Here is a 22401-nt window from a genome sequence, read left to right as displayed (position 1 = left end):
CCCCATCGGGCAGGGTTGTTAAGTTCTCTACTAACATCTTTAATTGCTCTGGTAAGAGCAACCCCAGACAAGCATATTTGAAACGCAGATTAACGCGGATTAACGCAGATTATTTAATTATTTATATTTCAATCTGCGTTAATCCGCGTTAATCTGCGTTTCAAATGTGCTTGTCCGGGGTTATTAAAAGTTTACCCCTTGCGGGGTAATTGCTTATCTTTCTTGTTTAGTCCACCAACGCAAAATCCAGTTGCTTCTTTTCCAGATTTGCCCGGGCAACCTTAACACTTATCACATCACCCAAACTATAGGTTCGTTTATTCTTGCGGCCTCGTAAGCAATAGTTCTTTTCATCAAATTCGTAGTAATCATCATCCAAGTCGCGGATAGGAATCATGCCTTCGCATTTATTCTCGTTTAGTTCAACGTAGAGTCCCCATTCTGTAACACCCGAGATAACACCATCGTATACCTGCCCCACCTTATCCATCATAAACTCAACTTGTTTATACTTGATGGAAGCGCGTTCGGCGTTGGCGGCAATCTGTTCCATGTTCGAACTATGGTCGCATAACTCTTCGTACTTCACAGCTGATACGCTACGGCCACCCTGATCCAGGTATTTAGTAAGCAACCGGTGCACCATCATATCCGGATACCGGCGAATAGGAGATGTGAAATGCGTATAATACTCGAATGCCAAACCGTAATGCCCAATATTTTCTACAGAGTAGCGGGCTTTCTGCATGGCACGTATGGATACGGTTTCAATGAGGTTCTCTTCTTTCTTACCCTGAATATCATCTAACAAATGGTTGATAGACTTAGATACATCTGTTTTGGTTCCACTTGTGCGGATTTTATAACCAAAGCGGGCAATGAACTGTGCCAGGTTATCCAGTTTCTCCGGATCGGGCAAATCGTGGATGCGGTAAGGAAATACTTTCGGTTTTTTGTTCTTGGGAACTTTACCAATCTTTTCGGCTACCGATCTGTTTGCCAAAAGCATGAACTCTTCAATCAGCTTGTTAGAGTCTTTAGCCTCTTTGAAATATACACTGATAGGTTTACCCTTTTCATCAATCTCGAATTTCACTTCATACCTGTCGAAGTTAATAGCACCACTTGAGAAACGTTTTTCGCGCAGAGCTTTCGCTATCATATTGAGGGTTAATACTTCTTCTTTAAAATCGCCTTCGCCGGTTTCAATAATTTGTTGAGCCTCTTCGTAGGTAAACCTTCTGTCGGACTTAATGATGGTGTGTACAATCCTGAAATCTTTTACTTCGCCTTTTTCGGTGATATCGAATATTACGGAGTAAGTGAGCTTCTCTTCATCCGGACGCAGGGAGCAGATGTAATTCGAAAGGCGTTCGGGTAACATCGGTATTGTTCTATCTACCAGATACACAGAAGTAGCACGCTTTTCGCCTTCGCGGTCAATGATTCCGCCTTCTTTTACATAATGGGTTACATCGGCAATGTGTACACCCACCTCCCACAAATTATCTTTCAGCTTGCGGATGGATAAAGCATCGTCAAAGTCTTTGGCATCGCGCGGGTCGATGGTAAAGGTGGTTATCCCACGGAAGTCTTCGCGTTTATCAATTTCTTCCTGCGGAATGATGTCCGAAATCTTATCGGCTGCTGTTTCAACATTCTTCGGATATACATAAGGTAAACCAAACTCTGCCAGAATAGCGTGCATCTCGGTAGTGTTATCGCCGGCTTTACCCAGAATGTCGATAACCTGCCCTATTGGGTTCTTGGCTTTATCGGGCCATTCAACCACTTTTACAATGGCTTTGTCGCCTGTTTTACCCCCTTTAAGTTTTTCTTTGGGAATAAAAATATCGTTGGCCAGTGTGCGGTTTTCGGTAACCAGGAATGCATACGATTTGGCAACCTCTAATGTGCCCACAAAGGTATCGTTGGCACGTTCCAGTATCTCAATCACTTCGCCTTCGGCATCGCGGTTTCTCCGTTTAGCAAATAGCATAATCCGCACCTTGTCGTTATTCATGGCGTGTGCAGAGTTTCGTTCGGCTATAAAGATGGGATCTCCACCTTCCTCGGGTACAATAAAGTTCTTGCCGTTACTCTTCCTGCGGAAGGTACCAACCAGTTCTTTGCCGTGACTGTTAAACTTGAATTTGTTTTTATCAATTTCGGCTATATAATCATCTGCCCGCATATCATGGAGTATATCTATGCAGAGCATCTTTAACGGATGGGTGGTTAACTTCAATTCCGAAAATATATATTTCAGGCTAAATACATCGTTGGGCCTCTCCGAGAAGAATTGCATTAACTTTTCAGCAAGTTGCTTCTTGTTCATCCTTTTACCGGCTTTCTTTTCTTTCTTTTTTGCCATATTATTACTTATTTATTTTTTTGAACCACAGAGTTCACAGAGTTACACAGAGTTTTTTAATTCGATGCCGCATGGAAACTTAAAACTCTGTGTAACTCTGCGAACTCTGTGGTTCAAAAAAGAATCAGATATACAAAGTAAACAAATAATCTTGTATTATTCTTTTCTCAATACAATCTTTCCATCATATTGTTTGGATATCATGCTACAGAACGCATTAAACAGCCCATACTCTGCTTTTGAATACTTACCGGATTTGAAGTAAAGCCGATGAATAATGGTTAGCTTATTATCCTCTCTCTTGTGAATAGCCTCGAACTTACCAAATTTACCTTCAAGAATAAATGGTGCAGCTAGCGACTCTACTGTATATCCTTCGGGAATTGTTATGTTGATACTATCGGTATCCAGATAGCCGTATTTTACATAGATATCGTGTTGCCGTGTTTTGGGCAGATTCTTAAACCCGCGCCTGAATATATTAGTAGGAACAAACAAACGGTTTCCTGTTTTATTTCCGTATTGATTAGTATCGATCTTATAACTTAATTCAACAGAGGGGTTGTTACTGTTGTGTTCTGTTATTTGCAGATTGCTTACTGTGGCCTGCGATAAACTTATGCCTGCCCGTATACGATCTCTTTGTTTGGTAGGTTCCAGTTGTTGAATACCAATTGTATTTTCGTACTGCGCAAGGTAGGATGTTTGTTTGGCATCAATAATTGCTTTACCAGTGGCATCTATTACTACTTCGGCAACAGTGGTTTGCATATTCAGCGAATCCGGATAAGAGGGAAGTGTGCAGAATTGGCCACCTGTGGCTGTAATCAATATCGCATCGTGGCCTGCAATATCACTATGAACATAGCCAAAAGGAAGTTTAGCATTGGTACATTCCAGCCAAAGTGTATCTCCTTCAAGGGGAACCTGTAATATTACATGGTTGGTTTGGTTGAGGCTTACATAATCTTTCATTATGCGACGGTTACGCGTGCTTATCTCTGTATAGTTCGAAGGAATGCCTATCACATTGAGCATGGCTTTCAGGTAATTAGATAAGCCTTTGCAATCACCAAATCCGGTTTTGTTAACATCCATAGCCGGGATGGGCTGAAACCCGCCAATACCCAGTTGGATACTTACATACCGGGTGTTATTGGCCAGAAAATCATACAGCACTTTTACTTTTTCTCTATTCGTTTCGCAGTTTGCAGTCATATCTTTAATCCGTTGTTGGAAAGGGGCTGGTAATGCATCGCGATTTTCGAGTAGCTTGTATGCCCATACTCCATAATCCTGCCACGACTTCATGGTTCCTGTAGTGTTATCGAAAAAGAAATCTGTAGGATTGAAAAAAGCATAAGGGCTGAGTTGGGTTAATGAGGGGCCATAAGACTCGGATTCGTATGCTTTCAAGTTATTGAAACTTAATTCGTATTGAGTTCCATTAGCAACCTTTGTTTCCTGAGGTTTGTTGCCGGAATGAAAAACATGGTAACGGGGTTCGATGCCCGGTGCTGCTATCAACCGGTAAGTAGCCTTTACAACCGATTGGTTGAAATCTGTTTGTGGGGCAAATATGGGATAGGAGATGATCCCATCATTGCGTTTTACTTCCCACTCATATTTTACGGTGTACGGATAAGGGGCATTACATTCGTAAAAGTACATATAATCATCGGTCGACAATCCGTTTGAGTATTCACTCATTTGCAAATCGGATTTCTTTATTTTGCGGATGCTTTTACCTGTTCCATCAAAAACCTCGCCCGAGAACTTGCGGAGCGAAGTGTACTTATCGCAATATTCCAAAAAATGTCCGGCATTTTTTCCTTTCTCGTTGAGGATGGTTACGATATATGTTTCTTTATGCACGCCGTTTCTGTTCGATTCGCATACAAATTCAAGTTCGTTATTCACAACTACCGAGTATGCGTTTTCTAATAGTTCGGCAGGGATGTTGCTTATGGCTTGCGAATATCCGTTAACGCAAAAAGAAAACATGGCAAATGCAAGAATTATCTGCTTTTTCATTCTGATTTTCGTTTAAGTACAATCATTTCGTTGTTTCTCTCGCTTAAGGTAATATACATGGTTCGCAGTTGCTCGTATTCGTTGGGTACGAAAAAAGTTTTCTGCAATGAAAAAGTATAATTAATCACTATCTTGTTATCCGATTGTTGCACAAGATACCTGCAACTGGCATCGTTCTCATTAAGTTTTATGCTCTGTCCTTTAGGTAATTCCTCAATTTCGAATCCTTCGGGAATGGTTATTGAGTTCATTATGCGCAACGTATGAGCATAAGGGAATTCTACAGGCAATTGTCGTTGTTCTTGCGTAAAAGGGTTTTCGCTGATATGTTTAAAAATAAATGGATTCAGGTAGATATAATCTCCACTCATTTCGGATGTTTTTTCAAAGGTAAATTCCTCGGTAAGGTCGGGCGAGAAAGCTTCTAGCTTTTCGTGTTTAAAGTTTGTTGTTTTCAGGTTGTGTTTTGTTTCCAGCTTTTCAATAAAATCATCCATATTGTTGGCATCTTTAAATTTCTGCCGGTATTCGGCTGCATATTGTCCAATATACGAAGCTTTCCTATCACCAGTAATGCTTCCATCTTCATTAATTACAATATTACTCATTACACGAAGCTGGCTTTTTCCGAGGTTAGTTAAATCAACCCATTTATTTCCGGGGTTTTTACTTATCACGCGTGCCTGGTTGGTCATCAATACTGGCGGTAGCGTGTTTATGTATCCGTGTTCAACAGAACCATCCAGATACACCATGGTGGTGTCCGAATTCTGAATTCCCACTATCATTGTATTCAATTTGCTCATTGTAGGATGAGCCAGTGGCAAAAAGCCCATGCTGCGCCGACTCATAACCAAGGGTACCGATTGAATACCCGCATCGCGCAACATACTCATAAATACAAAATTCAATTCGGCATTGGTTCCTGTACCTTCTTTTATTGCTTTTTTAATATCGGTGGCATACATAGCATATTTTTTGTTCCACGACATTTTTTGTTTCAGCAGTACATGAATTAAAGATATCTTTTCGTCAGTAGACAGGTTTCCCAATGGCAAAGCAGAGACTTCGGCCTGAAACGGGTTCTTCATTCTCAGTAATTTCCCAAACTCTTCGTATTCTAATAGTTGCTCATCAATTTTCTCCCATGTGCTGGTAAAAGAACGGTATATATCGTGAGGGAATTGCACACCATGTAGCTCGAAATTGATACGAGAAGTATAATCTTCCGGACACCACACATACGAGTCGGCCTTCAGAGATGGAACGTTATTGGCTGTAAAAATCATGTTCCGCCCATCCAACCTCAACAGTTCGCCATTGCCCAAGCTAATGGTAAGCGGTACGGTTTTATCTTCGGTTTGTACTTTTACTCCACCTCTCATATCGAGATTGAATTTAAAGTATTCAGGAATAACAATATCGTATTGACTAAACATAACAGGGATTTCTTCCTGAACTTCCCAGGGATCTATGGAACTGATATAATCGGAAAGCAGCTTGTATTTGTACTCTATCACTGTGCCGGCTTTTACTGCCGGGATGGAGAATTTAACCTGCATATAATTGCTGTTAACTCTTTCTCTGAAAACATACTCGCTCTTCATTTTAGTACGTTCAACTTTGCCGTTCTCCATATTATATGCTACAGCATCAATAGAAATAATACTTTCTTTACGACGTAATTCGCTTTCGTTGCTATAAAAAGGAATCACTATGTCAGCATATTTCGCTCCCTCGGTTTTTAATATTTTTATTTTCTTTTCGAAAGATGATGTAATGCGAAATCCGTTTTGTACATAATCGTATCTGGTTTCGCCTTTGTGAAAGATAACCACTGCATTTGCGGCGGTATCGGGTAAGTAGGTTGTCATTTCCAACTCTTCGTTGGTTACTTTGCCATAACGGGTACTAATTTGTTGTGCATGCAGGCCAATTGTAGTGAATAGGATGCAAATGATCAGAGGCATCATTTGTTTAGCTTTTGTTCTCATACGTTTTATCGTTTGTTGTTATATATAAGGTTGCCTAATCCAGTTTATAAAGGTATAAATATAAAATGAAAAAGCAAATTTTTCTTAATACAAAGGTGCACGAAGTGCGTGAAGCGCGAAAGCAGGAAGGCGCGAAAGCGTGAAAGCAGGAAATAAAATAACGTTCCAATACACGTCCTCTTGTTTAATTGTTTCACGACCTTAAAAAAGCAGTAAATATGAAAAATACTTGCGGTTACCCTTGTTATACGCGCTGTAGAGTTGATTTTATAGGCAATTTTCAAAATGCAGCATTTCATCAATGCGAAATGCAGCATTTTGAAATGACGATTTGCTGCATGAAAAATAGTAATGATTTACGAATGAATAAAATTTGACCTTTGCGTTTTATAGAGACTTTCGACTAAATTCATTACTCGCAAAGTATCTCACAAATTTTATCCTGCAATTTGCGTGCATCGGCCAGTTTTATAACATTCTGATTCATTATAGCAAATGCAATATCGTTTCCTTTCGAATTTCTGGCATAACCGGCCAGTGTGGAGATTGCAGTAAACGATCCGGTTTTTGCAAATACGTTTTTGCGGGCAATAGACTCTCCCTTCATTCTGTTTTGCAAGGTACCATCTACACCGGCAGTTGGAAGAGCTTTATACAGGTATTGATATATTGTGGTACGCGAATAGGCAAACTTAAGAAAATCCACCAATAGCGCAGGCGAAAGGTAGTTATAGTTTGATAAGCCACATCCATCTGCTATTTTATAGTCTTTGGGGTTATGACCAATTCTTTGTATTAATCTGTTTATAGCTTTCAGTCCATCATCGGCACATACCCTTTTGCGCCCTTCGCACTGTGCAGCCAGCCTGTACAGTAATGCTTCGGCACTTAAGTTATCGCTTTTTTTCATTACCCGGCTTAATACATTTTGTATGGGACAATCTAACCGGGTAATAAGTACAGCTGTTGAGTCTGCCATAAACTCTTTGTAGCCATAAATGTTATCTACCTCAATACTATCATTGCGAAGGCGTTCAATGAATGTATGCATAAAAAAATCCTGCGAATGGTAGATGTTAACTTCGCCGGTTCTTTCGCTGGCTACATTACCTTTTACAACAATTTCGTTGCCGTTTTCGAGCCAGTTGCGCGATACCACAAACTTACCGGCAGCCGGCGTGCGACTCTCGGTTTGGTTTACAAGTGTATAGAATGAAGATACAGGTTCGGCCACAACAGATGCCGTATCGCCTTTCATGGTAGGGGTGGCGGTAATCTTAACCATCCCCTTGTGAAACATCAGGGGCGAAAGATAGGGCTGGAAAGAAGAAGGTGTATCGTCCCACGCCCAGCCGCTGCCCCAATACAGCGAGTCTTTCATGGTAACATCTGCATATACCTTTCCTGTTATAACAGAAAAGGGCAGAGTGGTTACTCTGCTTACAAGTGTGTCCATTTCGGCGTCTCCAAACTCAGGATCGAATCCTCCAACAACATATAAATCACCGTGCAGTGTATCTTGTTCAATTACACCTTTGTACCATGCATGAGTTTGAAAAGGCTCTGTGCCGCCCCGCAGATCGAGTGCAGTAATGGTGGTGAGCAGTTTCATAACCGATGCCGGACGCGACAGCTTATCATCCCTGTATGCATAGAGTTGTTTCTTACTGGTTAAGTCGTAAACCGAAACACCTATCTCCGATCCGGGAGGTAAAAACTCTTCGATCAGTTTATCAAGGCGTTGTTGTAAACCAGTTTGTCCCCAGGCCGGGGACAAACCAATAAGAAATAGAACTATCAACAGGGTTGTTTTTCTCATAATGCTTCTCTAAAAATTTCTCCTACAGTTGGGTGAGGGAATACAATCTTTTTCCATTCTGCGGCTTTCATGCCTAACTCTACTGCCATAGCGGCTATCGTTACAATTTCTGATGCAGGGTTACCATATACATGGGCACCCAGAATGGTTTCGTCTTCACTCATTATTATTTTGCAAATGCCATTTACTCCTTCGTTTTCGGCAACAAACCTACCCGAATAGCTCATGGGTAGTTTAGCCACTTTATAGGCTATACCTTTAGCCTGTAAACTCTCTTCTGTTTGGCCTACTCCGGCAATTTCGGGGTTGGTATAAACTACTCCGGGAATGGCTTTGTAACTCATCTTATCATCCTTCTTTAAAATAGAATGAATAGCTACCTCTGCTTCGCGCACGGCTGTGTGTGCAAGCAGTGAGAAACCGGTAAGGTCACCACAAACATATACTCCGGGTACAGATGTTTGCATCTTTTCGTTCACTATAACCGTTCCGCGTTCTGTGGTTTCTAAGCCTAGGTTTTCTAATCCGAAACCTTTGGTAACCGGTCGGCGACCAACACTCAGAATCAGTTTGGCCGATTGTACACTTCCTTGTCCTTCGGCATTCTCGTAAGTAACAATAATTTCCTCGGCTTGCTGTTCCATAGAAACTACCCGTGTGTTCAACAAGAAACTGATGCCGCGTTTGGCATAATCGGCCCGCAATGCAGCCGACAGTTCCTTGTCCATACCGGTAAGAATCTCGTCAAGCATTTCGATAACTGTTACCTTCACACCAAGACTGTTGAAGAATGAAGCAAATTCCATCCCTATCACTCCACCTCCTACAATTGTTATTGATTGGGGAAGTTCTTTATTGTCTAAAGCATCCCGGTGTGTCCAGTACGGAACGGACTCAACCCCTTTTATTGGTGGTATGGCTGTTTCGGATCCTGTGCATATTAACAAATTTGTGCACTGATATGTTTCTTCGCCACAGCGAATGGTGTTTTTATCAACTATCTGTGCTTCTCCCTGAACTATGGTAACATTGTTAGCAGTGAGTTTGGCTTTTACACCCATCACAAGTTTACGCACCACTTTGGTTTTGCGGGCAATTATTTTAGACAGATCGAAAGATACTTCGGGAACTGTAACTGCGTACTTCGAGGCATGCTTGGCCGAGTCGTACGTTTTTGCAGAGTACAGCAACGTTTTGGTTGGTATGCAACCCTCGTTCAAACAAACGCCACCCAGGCTTTGTTTTTCGAACAACACAGTACTTAATCCGGCTTTACCGGCAGCTTCGGCAGCTGTATAACCGGCAGGTCCACCGCCAATTATGGCAACATCGTAATTCATGGATTTTGATTTATTTAATTGGTTAAACAATTTCGAACACAGAGACACAGAGGCACAGAGTTTTAAACTTTCATGCAGTATTTAAGACTCTGTATCTGTGTGTTTTTGTGTTCGAAGTAGATATCTATTTTTCTCCAGTAATTCAATAAACTCTGCTTCTTTTACCGGAAGTACAGAGACGTATTTATTTATTCCATATTGAATTAAAACAAAACTAGTGTTGGTAAGTTTACCCAAGGGTGATTGTCGGCGTTCTATGGTAATGATATCTTCTATCCTGATAGGCCTGATTTTAGCAAACCGTCCCAAATAGATTTTTAATAAATTATCGGTGGTAATGGTGTAGGTGGTATGGATAAATCGCTCAATGAGAAAAACAAGTAGCAACATACACAAAACGGCCAACAGAATGGCTTTTATCCAAAGCATCCAGAAAGCAAGTAACCCTATTAATACAAGGTAAACATATTGATACCATGTTATATTGGCATGAAAAGTACGGTTCATTCTTTAGTAATTCATATAAATGCTATACAAATGTATGGATTTTATTCTGCATAAATCAGTATTTGGATAATAAAAAAAGGATTGAGTTACATCGCGCAACCCAATCCTTACATGGTAAAAAAGTTTATGAAAAACTTTATCGTATAATACTTACGAAATCAGAGTTGGTAAGTAACTTAGCGAATTCAATATCATTAGCAGCTTTTTTGGCTAATGAAGAATCTTGCTGAACTGCTTTTTTTAAGCTACTGATAACAGCTGAAGTATTATTAGTTCTTGCGCCTAATACAGCTTTCAGATATTCGGTATATGCATCCGGTTTTTCAATATTCGAAAGTGTATTGTTTGCTTTATTATAGTCTTTAGAAAGAATCTGAGCCAAGGCTGCACTGTTCGATTTAACATCGCCAAATGAGTTTACTGCTCTTTGGTATTGTCCTTGTGCAACATACAGGTTACCCAATGACTCGTTCAGTTCAGGGGTTCCCGATGCTTTTCCGAAGTAAGATTCGGCACTTGCTTTATCTCCTTTTACCAAAGCAATAAGACCCTGATTCATATTAACCTCGGGAGCGGCTTTCAAAGAAGCAGCTTTGTTCACAAACGATTCGGCTTTAGCCAGATCGCCGGTTTCGTAAGCCAGTTTACCCAAGTTGTTAAATGCACGATAGTCTTTGGGGAATTGTTTGGTTGCCTGTGTATAGATAGCTTCTTGTCTTGTGCTGTTGTTGGTTAAAGTAGCAGCATAAAGAAGTTCTTCAATATTGAGCAGTGCAGGATTGTTTGTTGCCAGGTTGCTTATTTCATCGTCTGACTTACCAATGATCTCGTAATTCAAGGTAAGGCGTGAACGTCTTAACTGCGGAAGAATAACATCGGCCAGCGTTTTGTAAACAGATGAAATATTTTTTATTTCCTGTTCTCTTTGCTGAGGATCTTTGTACATTGAAAGAACGCGTAAAATAAGTTCTTTATCCTGAATGTTTGAGTTTGAAACAAGTTCCTGGAATCCTTCCCAGTCTTGAGCTGTGTATTTGGCTTCTAAGGCAGCATCAACTTTAGCTTTTCTCAACTGACGGTTTACATAATCGGTAGTATTCGATTCGCGTTGTTCGGCCAGCTTGGTATTCAGGCTTACTCCACCATCGGGCGAAGCATAAGCAGAAACTTCAATGTTGCTGATTTTTTTGTTAGGAGCTGCATCTACTGCTGCAATCTGTTCATTCAGTTTTTTAATATCTTCCGAATTCAATTCGCTCGAACGCAAGTTGGCTTGTTGAATAAGGAACATTATATGGGCTTGTTGAGCTTCTTTAATGATACGTTGAAAAGTATCGTGCCCAGTAGCCGGAGTAGCAGAGCTCAATGTGTTACCAATCAGTTCGGAAGTAGCAATTACACCATCGGCTATTTTTACCGCTGGTATTGCGATAGATTTATCGCCTACCTTTGCATTAAATTCAAGGTATAATTCCGACTTAGCCATCTCGGGTACATAGTTGAAAGATGTTTTCATAGTGTAGTTACCACCCATCTTGTACGAAATGGTTTGGTCGTTTCCTTCCACTTTTTCACCTTGAAAAACAGCGGTTTGTCCTTTAGCTTGGCCACCGTTCCATCTTAAAACGGGAGTCACTTCAACAACTGCCTTTTTATTAAAATACTTTTCAGGAAATTTTCCATTTATTGTTACTGGTACCTGGCCTCCTATGGCTTCCAGAACTTGTGGAGTGGTGGTGAAATAGTCAGATGGAAGTTCGCCCATCTTACTGCTACATGATGACATTGCAACAATCACTGTTACAAGCAACGGGAAATAGAATTTCTTCATCATTGTCTTTTTGTAAATTAAGATTATACAATATTTGTGTTTCCTGGTTTATACGGTTGCACATTACCCGCAAAGATATTGAATTTTAGGTTTTTTTGTAAATATTGAGATGAAAAATTTACTAATAGAATATAAAAGAGTATAGAGGCCGCTTTTTACCTTCTTTTATTACGCGGATGATGTTCAATAATCTCTGCCCGCAACATATTCCGGTCTATGTGTGTGTATATCTCTGTGGTAGCAACCGACTCGTGTCCCAGCATAGCCTGAATGGCTTTCAGGTTGGCACCTCCTTCTAACAGATGTGTAGCAAAAGAGTGGCGGAAAGTATGCGGACTGATATTTTTTATAATTCCTGCCTCTTCGGTAAGTTGCTTTACGATGTGGAAAACCATGATGCGCGAAATGTTCTTTCCGCGTTTGCTTAGAAAAAGAAAATCCTCAAACCCCGGTTTAATAGTTATCTGGTTTCTATCAATCAGGTAAAGTTCAATCTCTCGGATAGCTCGTGGCGATATGGGCACAAGTCGTTGTTTGTTTCCTTTGCCTTCTACTTTAATAAATCCCTCATTAAAATAAAGTTCGGAAAGTTTAAGGTTTGATAGTTCCGATACACGTAACCCGCAACTGTAAAGAGTTTCAATTAAGGCCCGGTTTCGCTGTCCGTATGTATTGCTTAAGTCGATAGATGAAATTATAGTATCAATTTCTTCGAGGTTTAGCACTTCCGGAAGTTTAAAGCCAATTTTGGGTCCTTCGAGCAACTCGGTAGGATCGGCCTCAAGATAATCTCCCAGAATAAGAAAGTTGAAAAATGATTTTATACCCGATATGATGCGCGCCTGCGACCGGGCATGTATGCCAATATCCCTCAATCCGGCAACAAACCGATGCAGATCGTCAAGAGTTACATTAAGTACTTCAATATCTTCGGTTTGCAAAAAGCTCAATAACTTGTCCAAATCGCGCATATAAGCATCGAGGGTATTTACCGAAAAACCCTTCTCCAACTTAAGATACTGTTGGTACATCCTTACTAATGAATCTGTTTTCATTATTTTTTTCTACCTTTGCACGCTGATAATGTGCCAATGTGGCTAATATGCCAATGTGCCAATTACTAATATGCTAATGTGCCAATATGCCAATGTGCTAATTGGCTGCGCAATGTTAAGCAATAAATTGCATAAAACATTATTATAATTAATTAATTGTTCACATTATCACATTAGTAATTGACACATTAGCCACATTGGCACATTAGCATATTGGCACATTAGTCACATTAGTAAATTATGGAAAATAGAATTGTAATACTTAACGGCCCCAACCTTAACTTGTTGGGTAAAAGAGAGCCTTCCATTTATGGCGATGAATCATTTGAAGGATATTTGGAGACTCTGCGCGCACAATTTCCTGATGTTACACTTGACTATTATCAATCTAATTCGGAAGGAGAACTGATTAACATAATACACCAATATGGGTTCGAGGCTAAAGGTATTGTGTTGAACGCTGGTGCCTATACCCATACATCTGTTGCCATCAGAGATGCTATTGCAGCAGTTACTTCTCCGGTTGTTGAAGTACATATTTCGAACGTTCATGCCCGCGAATCTTTTCGGCATACCTCTATGATTGCAGGAGTATGCAAAGGAGTAATCTGCGGATTCGGCCTTAAATCTTATCATCTAGCCATATTGAGTTTTGAGTGATGAGTTATGAGTAATGAGTTTTGAGTAATGAGTCCGCATGGTACTCAAAACTCATCACTCATTACTCAAAACTCATCACTCATCACTCAAAACTTAAAAACTTAGAACTTTAAACTTAAATAGGTATTGAGAGTATGAAGAAGCATACAAAAATTGTAGCTACTATTTCGGATCAAAGATGTGAAGTAGAGTTCCTGAACCGCCTTTATCACGAAGGATTGAATGTTGTTCGGATGAACACTGCACATTTGGATAAGGTAGGATTGGATAAGATTATTGACAACACTCGTGCTGTATCCAACGAGATTGCCATATTGATGGATACAAAAGGACCAGAGGTACGTACCACTGTTTTAGATGAGCCTATTGTTTTTGAAACAGGCGAAATGGTGAAGGTTATTGGAAACCCAAATCAAAAAACAACACGCGAGTGTATTTGTGTATCGTACCCCGACTTTGTTAAAGATGTAAAAGTAGGCGATGATATACTTATTGATGATGGTGACCTTGATTTACGCGTGGTTGATAAACAGGGTGATTACCTGGTTTGCGAAGCATTGAATCAGGCTAAACTAGGAAGTCGCAAGAGTGTTAATGTACCAGGGGTAAGAATCAATCTGCCATCGTTAACAGAGAAAGACAAGCAAAACATCTTATACGCTATTGAAAGAGACATTGATTTCATAGCCCATTCGTTTGTACGTTCTAAACAAGACATTCTGGATATTCAGGCAATACTCGATGAGCATAACAGCGATATACAAATCATTGCAAAGATTGAGAATCAGGAGGGAGTAGACAATATTGATGAGATTCTTGAAGTTGCTTATGGTATAATGATTGCCCGTGGCGATTTGGGTATTGAGGTAGCACAGGAAAAAATTCCGGGAATACAGCGTGTGCTTATCCGTAAATGTGTACTGGCAAAAAGGCCCGTTATTGTAGCTACGCAGATGTTGCATACAATGATAAACAATCCACGGCCTACCCGTGCCGAGGTTACCGATATTGCTAACGCCATTTATTACCGCACAGATGCGTTGATGCTTAGCGGCGAAACAGCTTATGGTAAATATCCGGTAGAGGCTTTGCGTACTATGGCACAAATTGCCGAAGAGGCAGAGAAAGATAAATTGTCGGAAAACGATATCCGTATCCCACTCGATCCGGACAGTCAGGACGTAACTGCTTTCTTAGCCAAACAAGCAGTTAAGGCTACAGCAAAAATAAACATCCGGGCTATTATTACCGACAGTTACACCGGACGCACTGCCCGTAATGTTGCTGCTTTCCGTGGTCGTTATCCGGTAATGGCTATGTGTTACAAAGAAAAAACAATGCGTTTACTGGCCCTTTCGTATGGGGTATTACCTATATTCCTGGAAGAAACAGAGAACGCACGTACTTATTTCTTCAAAGCCATTCACGAATTACTTGATAGCAAACGTATTGGCGTGGAAGACCGTGTAGCCTACTTAAGCGGAAGCTTCGGCGAAGGTGGTGGCACTACTTTCCTCGAAATAAATACAGTGAGTAAGGTGTTGGCCAATGAGGAGAAATACTTGTTGCCGACTTTTACACAAAGATAAATGAGTTATGAGTTTTGAGTTATGAGTTTTGAGTACCATGCGGCATCGAAACTCATAACTCATAACTCAAAACTCATAACTCAAAACTCATAACTCAAAATGGAAAGGTATATAAAACAGCATATCGACCCCGAAGGACCTTATCTGGAGGCTTTGTATCGCGACACACACGTCAAGTTATTGAGGCCCCGCATGGCTTCCGGTCATTTACAAGGACGGATATTGAAGATGTTTGTCTCCATGATTCGTCCGCGGCAGGTATTGGAAATAGGTACATATAGTGGATATTCTGCTATTTGCCTTGCCGAAGGTTTGGAAGATGGAGCATTATTGCATACCTTTGAGATAAATGATGAACAGGAAGACTTTACACGGCCGTGGCTGGAAAACTCTCCTGTTGCCGATAAAATAAAATTCTACATTGGTGATGCCCTTGAACTGGTTCCGGAACTGGGAGTCACTTTCGATCTGGCTTTTATTGATGGCGATAAGAGGAAGTATGTAGAATATTACGAAATGGTGCTGAAACATTTATCGCCAGGCGGATATATCATTGCCGATAATACCCTGTGGGATGGACATGTGCTGGAAGAACCTCACCCCACCGACAGGCAAACTATTGGTATAAAAGAATTTAACGACCATGTAGCGGCCGATAGCCGAACAGAGAAGGTAATACTTCCGCTACGGGATGGGTTAACGATAATTAAAAAGTTATGAGTTTTGAGTAAGAAGTAAGAATTAAGTAGTAAGTAGTAAGAATCCATGCGGCATCGCATTCTTACTTCTTACTACTTACTTCTTACTTCTTACTCAACACTCATAACTCAAAACTCAAATATATGGAAACTACCAGACAAAATAAGATTGCTCGTTTGCTTCAAAAGGAACTAGGAGATATTTTCCTTCAGCAAACTAAAGCAATGAAAGGTACACTAATTTCGGTAAGTGTTGTTCGCATCAGTCCCGACCTTAGTATAGCCAGGGTATATCTCAGTGTATTCCCATCCGAGAAAGGCGAAGAGATTGTAGCTAACATCAACGAAAACACAAAATCCATTCGTTACGAATTGGGTACACGTGTACGGCACCAGCTTCGTATCATCCCCGAACTTAAATTCTTTGTGGACGATTCGTTAGACTACCTTGAAAAGATTGATTCTCTGCTGAAGTGAATCTGCCATATTACATAGCAAAGCGATATCTTTTTTCTAAAAAGAAGCACAATGCCATCAACATAATATCTGCCATTTCGGTTTGCGGGGTGGCACTGGCGGCGTTGGCTATGGTATGTATATTGTCGGGGTTCAATGGTTTTCAAGATGTAACAGCAAGTTTCTTCAGTGCTTTCGACCCCGAACTCAAGATACTTCCTAAAACAGGAAAGGTTTTCGATAGCCGCGATTCCCGGATAACCCGCATTGCTTCTATGCCCGAGGTAGCTGTGTTTACCCATACCCTCGAAGAACAATCGATGGTTGAATACAAAGACAGGCATGCTATGGCAATTATTAAAGGGGTAGATGATAACTTTGCACAACTATCCGGAATAGAAAGCATTATGCATGGTAACAATAAACTTGTACTGCACGATGAGGCTGTTGATTATGCCACTATGGGTATTGAACTTGTATCTATGTTGGGTACAGGAGTAAAGTTTGTTGATCCGCTTGTTATCTATGCTCCACGGCGTGAGGGGCGCATAAATATAGCTAATCCGTCGTCGGCCTTTAAAAAAGGTTATCTGTTTTCATCGGGCAGTTTGTTTATTGTAAACCAAAGCAAGTACGATGGTCAGTATATTCTTACCTCCATGGAGTTTGCCCGTGATCTCTTCAATTACGAAACCGAAGTGTCTGCCATTGAATTAAAACTGGCCGATGGGGTAAATCTACCTTCTTTTAAATCCAGATTAGAAAAAGAACTGGGCGAAGAGTTTCTTGTACTCAACAGGTACGAACAACAAAAAGAAACATTAAAGATTATGGAGATAGAGAAGTATATATCTTACCTGTTCCTTATTCTTATTCTTGTTATCGCCTCTTTCAATGTAATTGGTTCGTTATCTATGTTGATGCTCGATAAGCGCGAAAACATTTCTACCTTGCGTTCGTTGGGGGCATCCGATAAACTGATTACCCACATCTTCTTGCTGGAAGGTTGGATGATATCGCTTTTCGGAGCAATGGCCGGCATAGTTGTTGGTGTTATATTATGCTTGCTTCAACAGCAATTTGGCTTTATAACTTTAGGCCAGGCAGGAACAAGTTTCCTTGTCGATGCTTACCCCATCAGTGTGCGTGCTGGAGACATTTTGCTGGTGTTTGTTACTGTGCTCCTAGTAGGCTTTGTTTCTGTTTGGTATCCGGTTAGGTATCTTAGTAAGCGGTTACTGTAGGTATTAAATCTGTCCATTATCTACCAGCAAAATAATTTGTTCAATTACTCTGTCTTCGCCCTGCGAGTCATACTGTTTCTTTAAACTGGCACCAAAAAGGGCAGCAAAAGTTTGATAGAATCCAGCCTTAAACGGTCCCATAAATGCCTTTACAAGTTCGTAAGAAGATTGGTTGCATTGCCTGTCGATTAGTTTTATAAGTAACTTGCCTTGCGAAAAGGTAAGCTTTTTCATTTTTGGGGTATATTGTTCCTTCAGTCCTTTCTCAACAGCCTTTATATGCTTTTTCTTAGCTTTTTCATTGGGTAATGTTTGCAGGTACTCGTATGTTTCTAATACTATCCGATATATCTCGCGTGATAAAGGAAGTGTCTTTTTTACGTTACGCACCAGTTTATCATATTCTCTCTTCTCTTTTTCGTTTTTAAAGATCATTGGTTTAAATATGTACACATCGCGTAGCTGTACACAGGGAATGGTATCTCCCTCGTAAACGCACATGGGCACCTTAAAGGCTTGGGGGCTTTGGGTATTCTGTGCCATGGTTGTAAGAGAAGAGATGCAGGCAAATAGAGTAAGAATCAGTAAGTTAAACCATTTGTTCATACTACAAAAATAGATGATTAATTATTAAGTGCTTCACTGCTTAAGTTTTTTTACCATTATCCTTTTTGGACACAGCAAAGATACAAAGCCGCCAATTGGGGCATGCAGGTTTTGGTCAATTTTGGTTTATTTTGGTCGAAAATGGTAAAAATTGTCATTTAATTATTCATTAGGAGCTCTAAACCCCTCAAATATCGCTTCTAATTGCCATGGTATGGATACGTGGACGAACGCGGATAATCAAAAAATGCAGTTCATTTGCACCTCAAATGCAGTTCATTTATACCTCAAATGCAGTTCATTTAGCATGCAAATGCAGTTCATTCAGGGTGCAAATGCAGTTCATTTGTAACAGTAGTTGAGAGTTGAGAATTGAGAGTTGAGAGTTACGATGCCGCATGGAACTCTCAACTCTCAACTTTCAACTCTCAACTAGAGTATCAGCAGCAGTTTCTTTTTTATATTTTTCTACTGATGTTTTCTTTTCTTTTCTCTTCTTTTCTTTTGTTGCAACGAAATTCAACGACCGTTGCTTTTTTGTACCTTTCGCTTGTTGGAACTTTTCTTTCCTGGTTCATGGCAATAAAATGCATATACGGTGTAATTGCATATAAACCGTGTTGCATATTCTGATCAAATCAATAGGCTGTCATTTTCCATTCTATCTACAGTGAGTGAACCGTGGTTGTACAACACATCATCAATCTATTTACAACGAATGTGCAATCAATCGCAATGATTCACTAGCTAAACAGTCTTTCTCCTCATCATTTCTCCTGATGTTAAACCGAGTTCTGTGCTTTTTCTTAGAAATGTGCTAACTTTGTAGAAAATAGAATAGAAACTATGCAAAACGAACAGAAGAAAAAACCAATATTCAATGTAAATGTTTGGCTGCCAAATCTTTATTATGTGGGTACCCTGATCTCTTTGTTTTTTATTATGGCACAGGTTTTTTATGCAAAACAAACAATGGTGCAAACAAACGAATGGGAAAAGGCAAAAATTACGATCGAAAACATTGAACGATTACAAAAGAACCTAAGTACAACCCTGCTTTATGAACATCCCGAAGCTTTACAGTTTGCTGCAAGCCGGATATGGCCTGATTTATCAAATAGAAAAAACAAAGCAATAGGCGATACTTTAAGAAATCTTTATTTGTCGTTTTTCGAAGAACAAAATGAAGCACATAAAAATACGTTGATAGAAGAAGACCTAAAGAAAGCCGTATTTGCTTTAGATGCTTTTGCTTATCCTATTATTATGGGATATGCCAATGAATTGGGATCTTATCAAAATGTGTTTTACGACTATATCTCCTATGGTAACTATATCATGTTTGTGGTTTTTAATTATAGCTCTGGTAATATGGGGCCCAATGCCAAGCTATTGTACCGATTGTGGAGAATCAGAAGCGAACAAGAATTAATGAAAAGAGATAATATTGATGCTAACGATATAAATGCAATGGGTGGTGTTAAGTATCTGTTGTGTTTTGATGAATCGGAATTTAACCCAGTTACCAAAAAACGATACCAGAAAAAACTGCAAAAGGAATTGAAAAAAGTACAAAAGGAAATAGAACAGTTTAGGCAAAGTGCATCGAATTGAAAGAGTCATGAGTGGAATTGCAACATTCAGATTGCAGTAATTGTTATCTAATTCTAAAACATCTTCAATTAGGGAAAAATTTCTCCAATAATGAATTCATTTCTCACATAAAGTAGTACTTTTGTACCCGGTTTAGTGCCGAGGTTGCACAGCCAATTTCTGTCAGAAAGATAATCATTCATAGATTATAATATAAATAATTATATCAACTCAATTTAATTAAAAACAAAATGGCAAATTTAGATTTAAGCAAGTACGGTATTACCGGCGTGACTGAGATTGTGCACAATCCGTCTTTCGACACTTTGTTCGCAGAAGAAACAAAACCAGGTTTAGAAGGTTTTGAAAAAGGTCAGGTAACTGAATTGGGTGCCGTAAATGTAATGACAGGTGTTTACACCGGACGCTCTCCTAAAGATAAATTTTTCGTAATGGACGAAACCAGCAAAGATACTGTATGGTGGACTTCGGACGAATACAAAAACGATAACAAACCAGTTGATGCTAAATGCTGGGCTGCTGTTAAAGATTTGGCTACAAAACAACTTTCAGGCAAAAGACTGTTCGTTGTTGACGCTTTCTGTGGAACTAACGCAAACAGCCGTTTGAAACTTCGTTTCATCATGGAAGTTGCATGGCAAGCTCACTTTGTAACTAACATGTTTATCCGCCCAACTGCTGAAGAAGCTGCTAACTTTGGCGAACCTGATTTCGTAATCATGAATGCTTCTAAGAGCAAAGTTGAAAACTATGCCGAACTTGGTTTGAACTCAGAAACTGCTGTAGTATTCAACCTTACCGAAAAAATACAGGTTATCCTGAACACTTGGTATGGTGGTGAAATGAAAAAAGGTATGTTCTCGTACATGAACTACTTGCTTCCATTGCAAGGTATGGCTTCTATGCACTGCTCGGCCAATACTGATATGGAAGGTAAAAATACAGCTATCTTCTTCGGTCTTTCAGGTACAGGTAAAACAACTCTTTCAACAGACCCAAAACGTCTTCTTATTGGTGACGACGAACATGGTTGGGACGATGAAGGTGTATTTAACTTCGAAGGTGGTTGCTATGCAAAAGTTATCAACCTTAGCAAAGAAGCCGAACCAGATATCTACAATGCAATCCGTCGTGATGCACTTCTTGAAAACGTTACTGTTGCTGCCGATGGTAAAATCGACTTCAGCGATAAGAGCGTAACAGAAAACACTCGTGTATCTTATCCTATCGACCACATTGTAAACATTGTTAAGCCAGTATCTAAAGGTCCTGATGCAAAACAAGTTATCTTCTTGTCGGCCGATGCATTCGGTGTATTGCCTCCAGTATCTATCTTGAACTCTGAACAAACAAAATACTACTTCCTTTCTGGATTTACAGCTAAATTGGCTGGTACAGAACGTGGTATTACTGAACCAACTCCTACATTCTCGGCTTGTTTTGGTGCTGCATTCCTTTCATTGCACCCAACTAAATATGCTGAAGAATTAGTGAAGAAGATGGAAAAATCAGGTGCTAAGGCATACTTAGTTAACACTGGTTGGAACGGTTCGGGCAAACGTATCTCTATTAAAGATACTCGTGGTATTATCGATGCTATCCTTGATGGTTCTATCGACAAAGCTCCAACTAAAACCATTCCTTACTTCGATTTCGTAGTTCCAACAGAACTTCCAGGAGTAGATACTAACATCCTTGATCCACGCGATACTTACGCTGACGCTGCTCAGTGGAACGAAAAAGCAGAAGATCTTGCAGGACGTTTCATCAAGAACTTCTCTAAGTTTACAGGAAACGAAGCTGGTAAATCATTAGTAGCTGCTGGTCCTAAACTTTAATAGGATATAATCTCACAATAAAAAAAGGGTGTACCTATCGCAGGCACACCCTTTTTAGTATCAAAACTAAAACAATTTTTTAGAATGGAAGGAGTTATCGCTTCGCTAGGAGTTAAAGGAGTTAAAGTTTGAAGCATCTTAGAGCTATAACTCCTAAGGAGCAAAGCTCCTGATAACTCCCTTTAACTCCTTCCATTCTTGAATATTATTTCAAAGCAAACCAATAGAGGTCTATTTGAGGGATATTGATTTCGTGATTCTGTACCATATTCCATTCGTTTGTTTTTTCGTTCAGCTTAAATGCCTGATAGCTTGTTAACTGATTCATTTTATCGAAGGAGTATGAAACTCTTTCCGAGATTTTTGAGAAATCGTTTGTGTTTTTATTCCATTCGGCATATTCAATGCTGCAAACATTGTCACTGTAGGAGTAAGTAAGACGCCTGCTGTTCTCCCATTTGTTTGTCCAGGCATTCCAACTGAGGGTTGTTTTCTGTGTTAAGCGGTTTTCCGAATCATATTCGAAGTTATACTTTAAATGCTGTGTCAGATACTTTCCGCTATCGTCTACTTTGTAAACAAATTGTTCGGTTACTACTTCGTTTTCGGTTTTTACATTATAAGCAAATTTGCTACCAATACCTGTTGTTGCGGCCCAGATAGACGCTGCTACCATTGTTGCTGTAAATAGATTCATAACTTTATCGTTTTTTTATTAATACTTTTGTTTTATTTTTATACG

At 39.9% G+C, this 22401-nt stretch carries 17 protein-coding genes; 7 read left to right on the top strand and 10 right to left on the bottom strand.

Annotation, left to right across the window (positions count from 1 at the left end; all coding sequences use genetic code 11):
* Positions 1–226: 226 nt before the first annotated feature.
* From rnr to xerD, 8 genes are all read right to left on the bottom strand, one after another.
* Positions 227–2374, bottom strand: coding sequence for a ribonuclease R (gene rnr / locus D0T85_RS05520; protein WP_163211049.1), 2148 nt, complete (start codon positions 2372–2374; stop codon positions 227–229).
* A 156-nt stretch (positions 2375–2530) separates the two neighbouring features.
* The gene (locus D0T85_RS05515; protein WP_239060647.1) at positions 2531–4408 is read right to left on the bottom strand and encodes a DUF3857 domain-containing protein; all 1878 of its coding nucleotides are present in this window, start codon (positions 4406–4408) and stop codon (positions 2531–2533) included.
* Complete coding sequence (locus D0T85_RS05510) at positions 4405–6402, bottom strand: DUF3857 domain-containing protein (RefSeq protein ID WP_163211047.1); 1998 nt, start codon at positions 6400–6402, stop codon at positions 4405–4407. Before D0T85_RS05510 ends, D0T85_RS05515 begins: the two co-directional genes overlap by 4 nt.
* Before the next feature lie 412 nt (positions 6403–6814).
* Positions 6815–8221 carry a D-alanyl-D-alanine carboxypeptidase/D-alanyl-D-alanine-endopeptidase gene (gene dacB / locus D0T85_RS05505; RefSeq protein ID WP_163211045.1) on the bottom strand — a complete coding sequence of 469 codons (1407 nt, stop codon included), beginning with the start codon at positions 8219–8221 and terminating at the stop codon, positions 6815–6817.
* On the bottom strand, positions 8218–9561 hold the full coding sequence (gene lpdA / locus D0T85_RS05500; RefSeq protein ID WP_163211043.1) for a dihydrolipoyl dehydrogenase: 1344 nt from the start codon (positions 9559–9561) through the stop codon (positions 8218–8220). The genes dacB and lpdA overlap by 4 nt, the downstream gene beginning before the upstream one ends.
* A gap of 81 nt (positions 9562–9642) precedes the next feature.
* Positions 9643–10068, bottom strand: coding sequence for a PH domain-containing protein (locus D0T85_RS05495; RefSeq protein ID WP_163211041.1), 426 nt, complete (start codon positions 10066–10068; stop codon positions 9643–9645).
* Between the two features lie 136 nt (positions 10069–10204).
* A complete protein-coding gene (locus D0T85_RS05490; protein ID WP_163211039.1) occupies positions 10205–11902 on the bottom strand; it encodes a tetratricopeptide repeat protein in 1698 nt (565 codons plus the stop codon).
* Positions 11903–12054: 152 nt separating this feature from the next.
* Entirely contained in the window at positions 12055–12954 is a 900-nt protein-coding gene (xerD, locus tag D0T85_RS05485; RefSeq protein WP_163211037.1) for a site-specific tyrosine recombinase XerD, read from the bottom strand.
* 240 nt (positions 12955–13194) lie between these two features.
* On the opposite strand from xerD, the gene aroQ reads away from it, so the two are divergent.
* The 5 genes from aroQ to D0T85_RS05460 all read left to right on the top strand — a co-directional run bounded on the left by aroQ (position 13195) and on the right by D0T85_RS05460 (position 17601).
* Positions 13195–13614, top strand: a complete 420-nt coding sequence (gene aroQ, locus D0T85_RS05480; RefSeq protein ID WP_163211035.1) for a type II 3-dehydroquinate dehydratase — start codon at positions 13195–13197, stop codon at positions 13612–13614.
* A 134-nt stretch (positions 13615–13748) separates the two neighbouring features.
* Positions 13749–15203: a pyruvate kinase gene (gene pyk, locus D0T85_RS05475; RefSeq protein WP_163211033.1), complete on the top strand. Its 1455-nt coding sequence runs from the start codon at positions 13749–13751 to the stop codon at positions 15201–15203.
* 99 nt (positions 15204–15302) lie between these two features.
* On the top strand, positions 15303–15923 hold the full coding sequence (locus D0T85_RS05470; protein WP_163211031.1) for an O-methyltransferase: 621 nt from the start codon (positions 15303–15305) through the stop codon (positions 15921–15923).
* Positions 15924–16045: 122 nt separating this feature from the next.
* Complete coding sequence (gene rbfA / locus D0T85_RS05465; protein ID WP_163211029.1) at positions 16046–16378, top strand: 30S ribosome-binding factor RbfA; 333 nt, start codon at positions 16046–16048, stop codon at positions 16376–16378.
* Entirely contained in the window at positions 16375–17601 is a 1227-nt protein-coding gene (locus D0T85_RS05460) for an FtsX-like permease family protein (protein WP_163211027.1), read from the top strand. The genes rbfA and D0T85_RS05460 overlap by 4 nt, the downstream gene beginning before the upstream one ends.
* A gap of 3 nt (positions 17602–17604) precedes the next feature.
* On the opposite strand, the gene D0T85_RS05455 is transcribed toward D0T85_RS05460, so the two are convergent.
* A complete protein-coding gene (locus tag D0T85_RS05455) occupies positions 17605–18207 on the bottom strand; it encodes a DUF4294 domain-containing protein (RefSeq protein ID WP_163211025.1) in 603 nt (200 codons plus the stop codon).
* A gap of 846 nt (positions 18208–19053) precedes the next feature.
* Between D0T85_RS05455 and D0T85_RS05450 the strand changes: the two genes are divergently transcribed.
* Together D0T85_RS05450 and pckA are read left to right on the top strand one after the other, a co-directional pair.
* Positions 19054–19821, top strand: a complete 768-nt coding sequence (locus tag D0T85_RS05450; RefSeq protein ID WP_163211023.1) for a hypothetical protein — start codon at positions 19054–19056, stop codon at positions 19819–19821.
* A 230-nt stretch (positions 19822–20051) separates the two neighbouring features.
* Positions 20052–21659, top strand: coding sequence for a phosphoenolpyruvate carboxykinase (ATP) (gene pckA, locus D0T85_RS05445; protein ID WP_163211021.1), 1608 nt, complete (start codon positions 20052–20054; stop codon positions 21657–21659).
* Between the two features lie 205 nt (positions 21660–21864).
* Here the strand turns inward: pckA and D0T85_RS05440 are convergent, their stop codons facing one another.
* Positions 21865–22356, bottom strand: a complete 492-nt coding sequence (locus D0T85_RS05440) for a DUF3836 domain-containing protein (RefSeq protein ID WP_163211019.1) — start codon at positions 22354–22356, stop codon at positions 21865–21867.
* Between the last annotated feature and the right edge of the window lie 45 nt (positions 22357–22401).

This window comes from Bacteroides sp. 519 (genome assembly GCF_010500955.1).
GTDB lineage: Bacteria > Bacteroidota > Bacteroidia > Bacteroidales > Bacteroidaceae > Bacteroides.
This window is presented reverse-complemented; position numbering and strand designations above follow the sequence as displayed.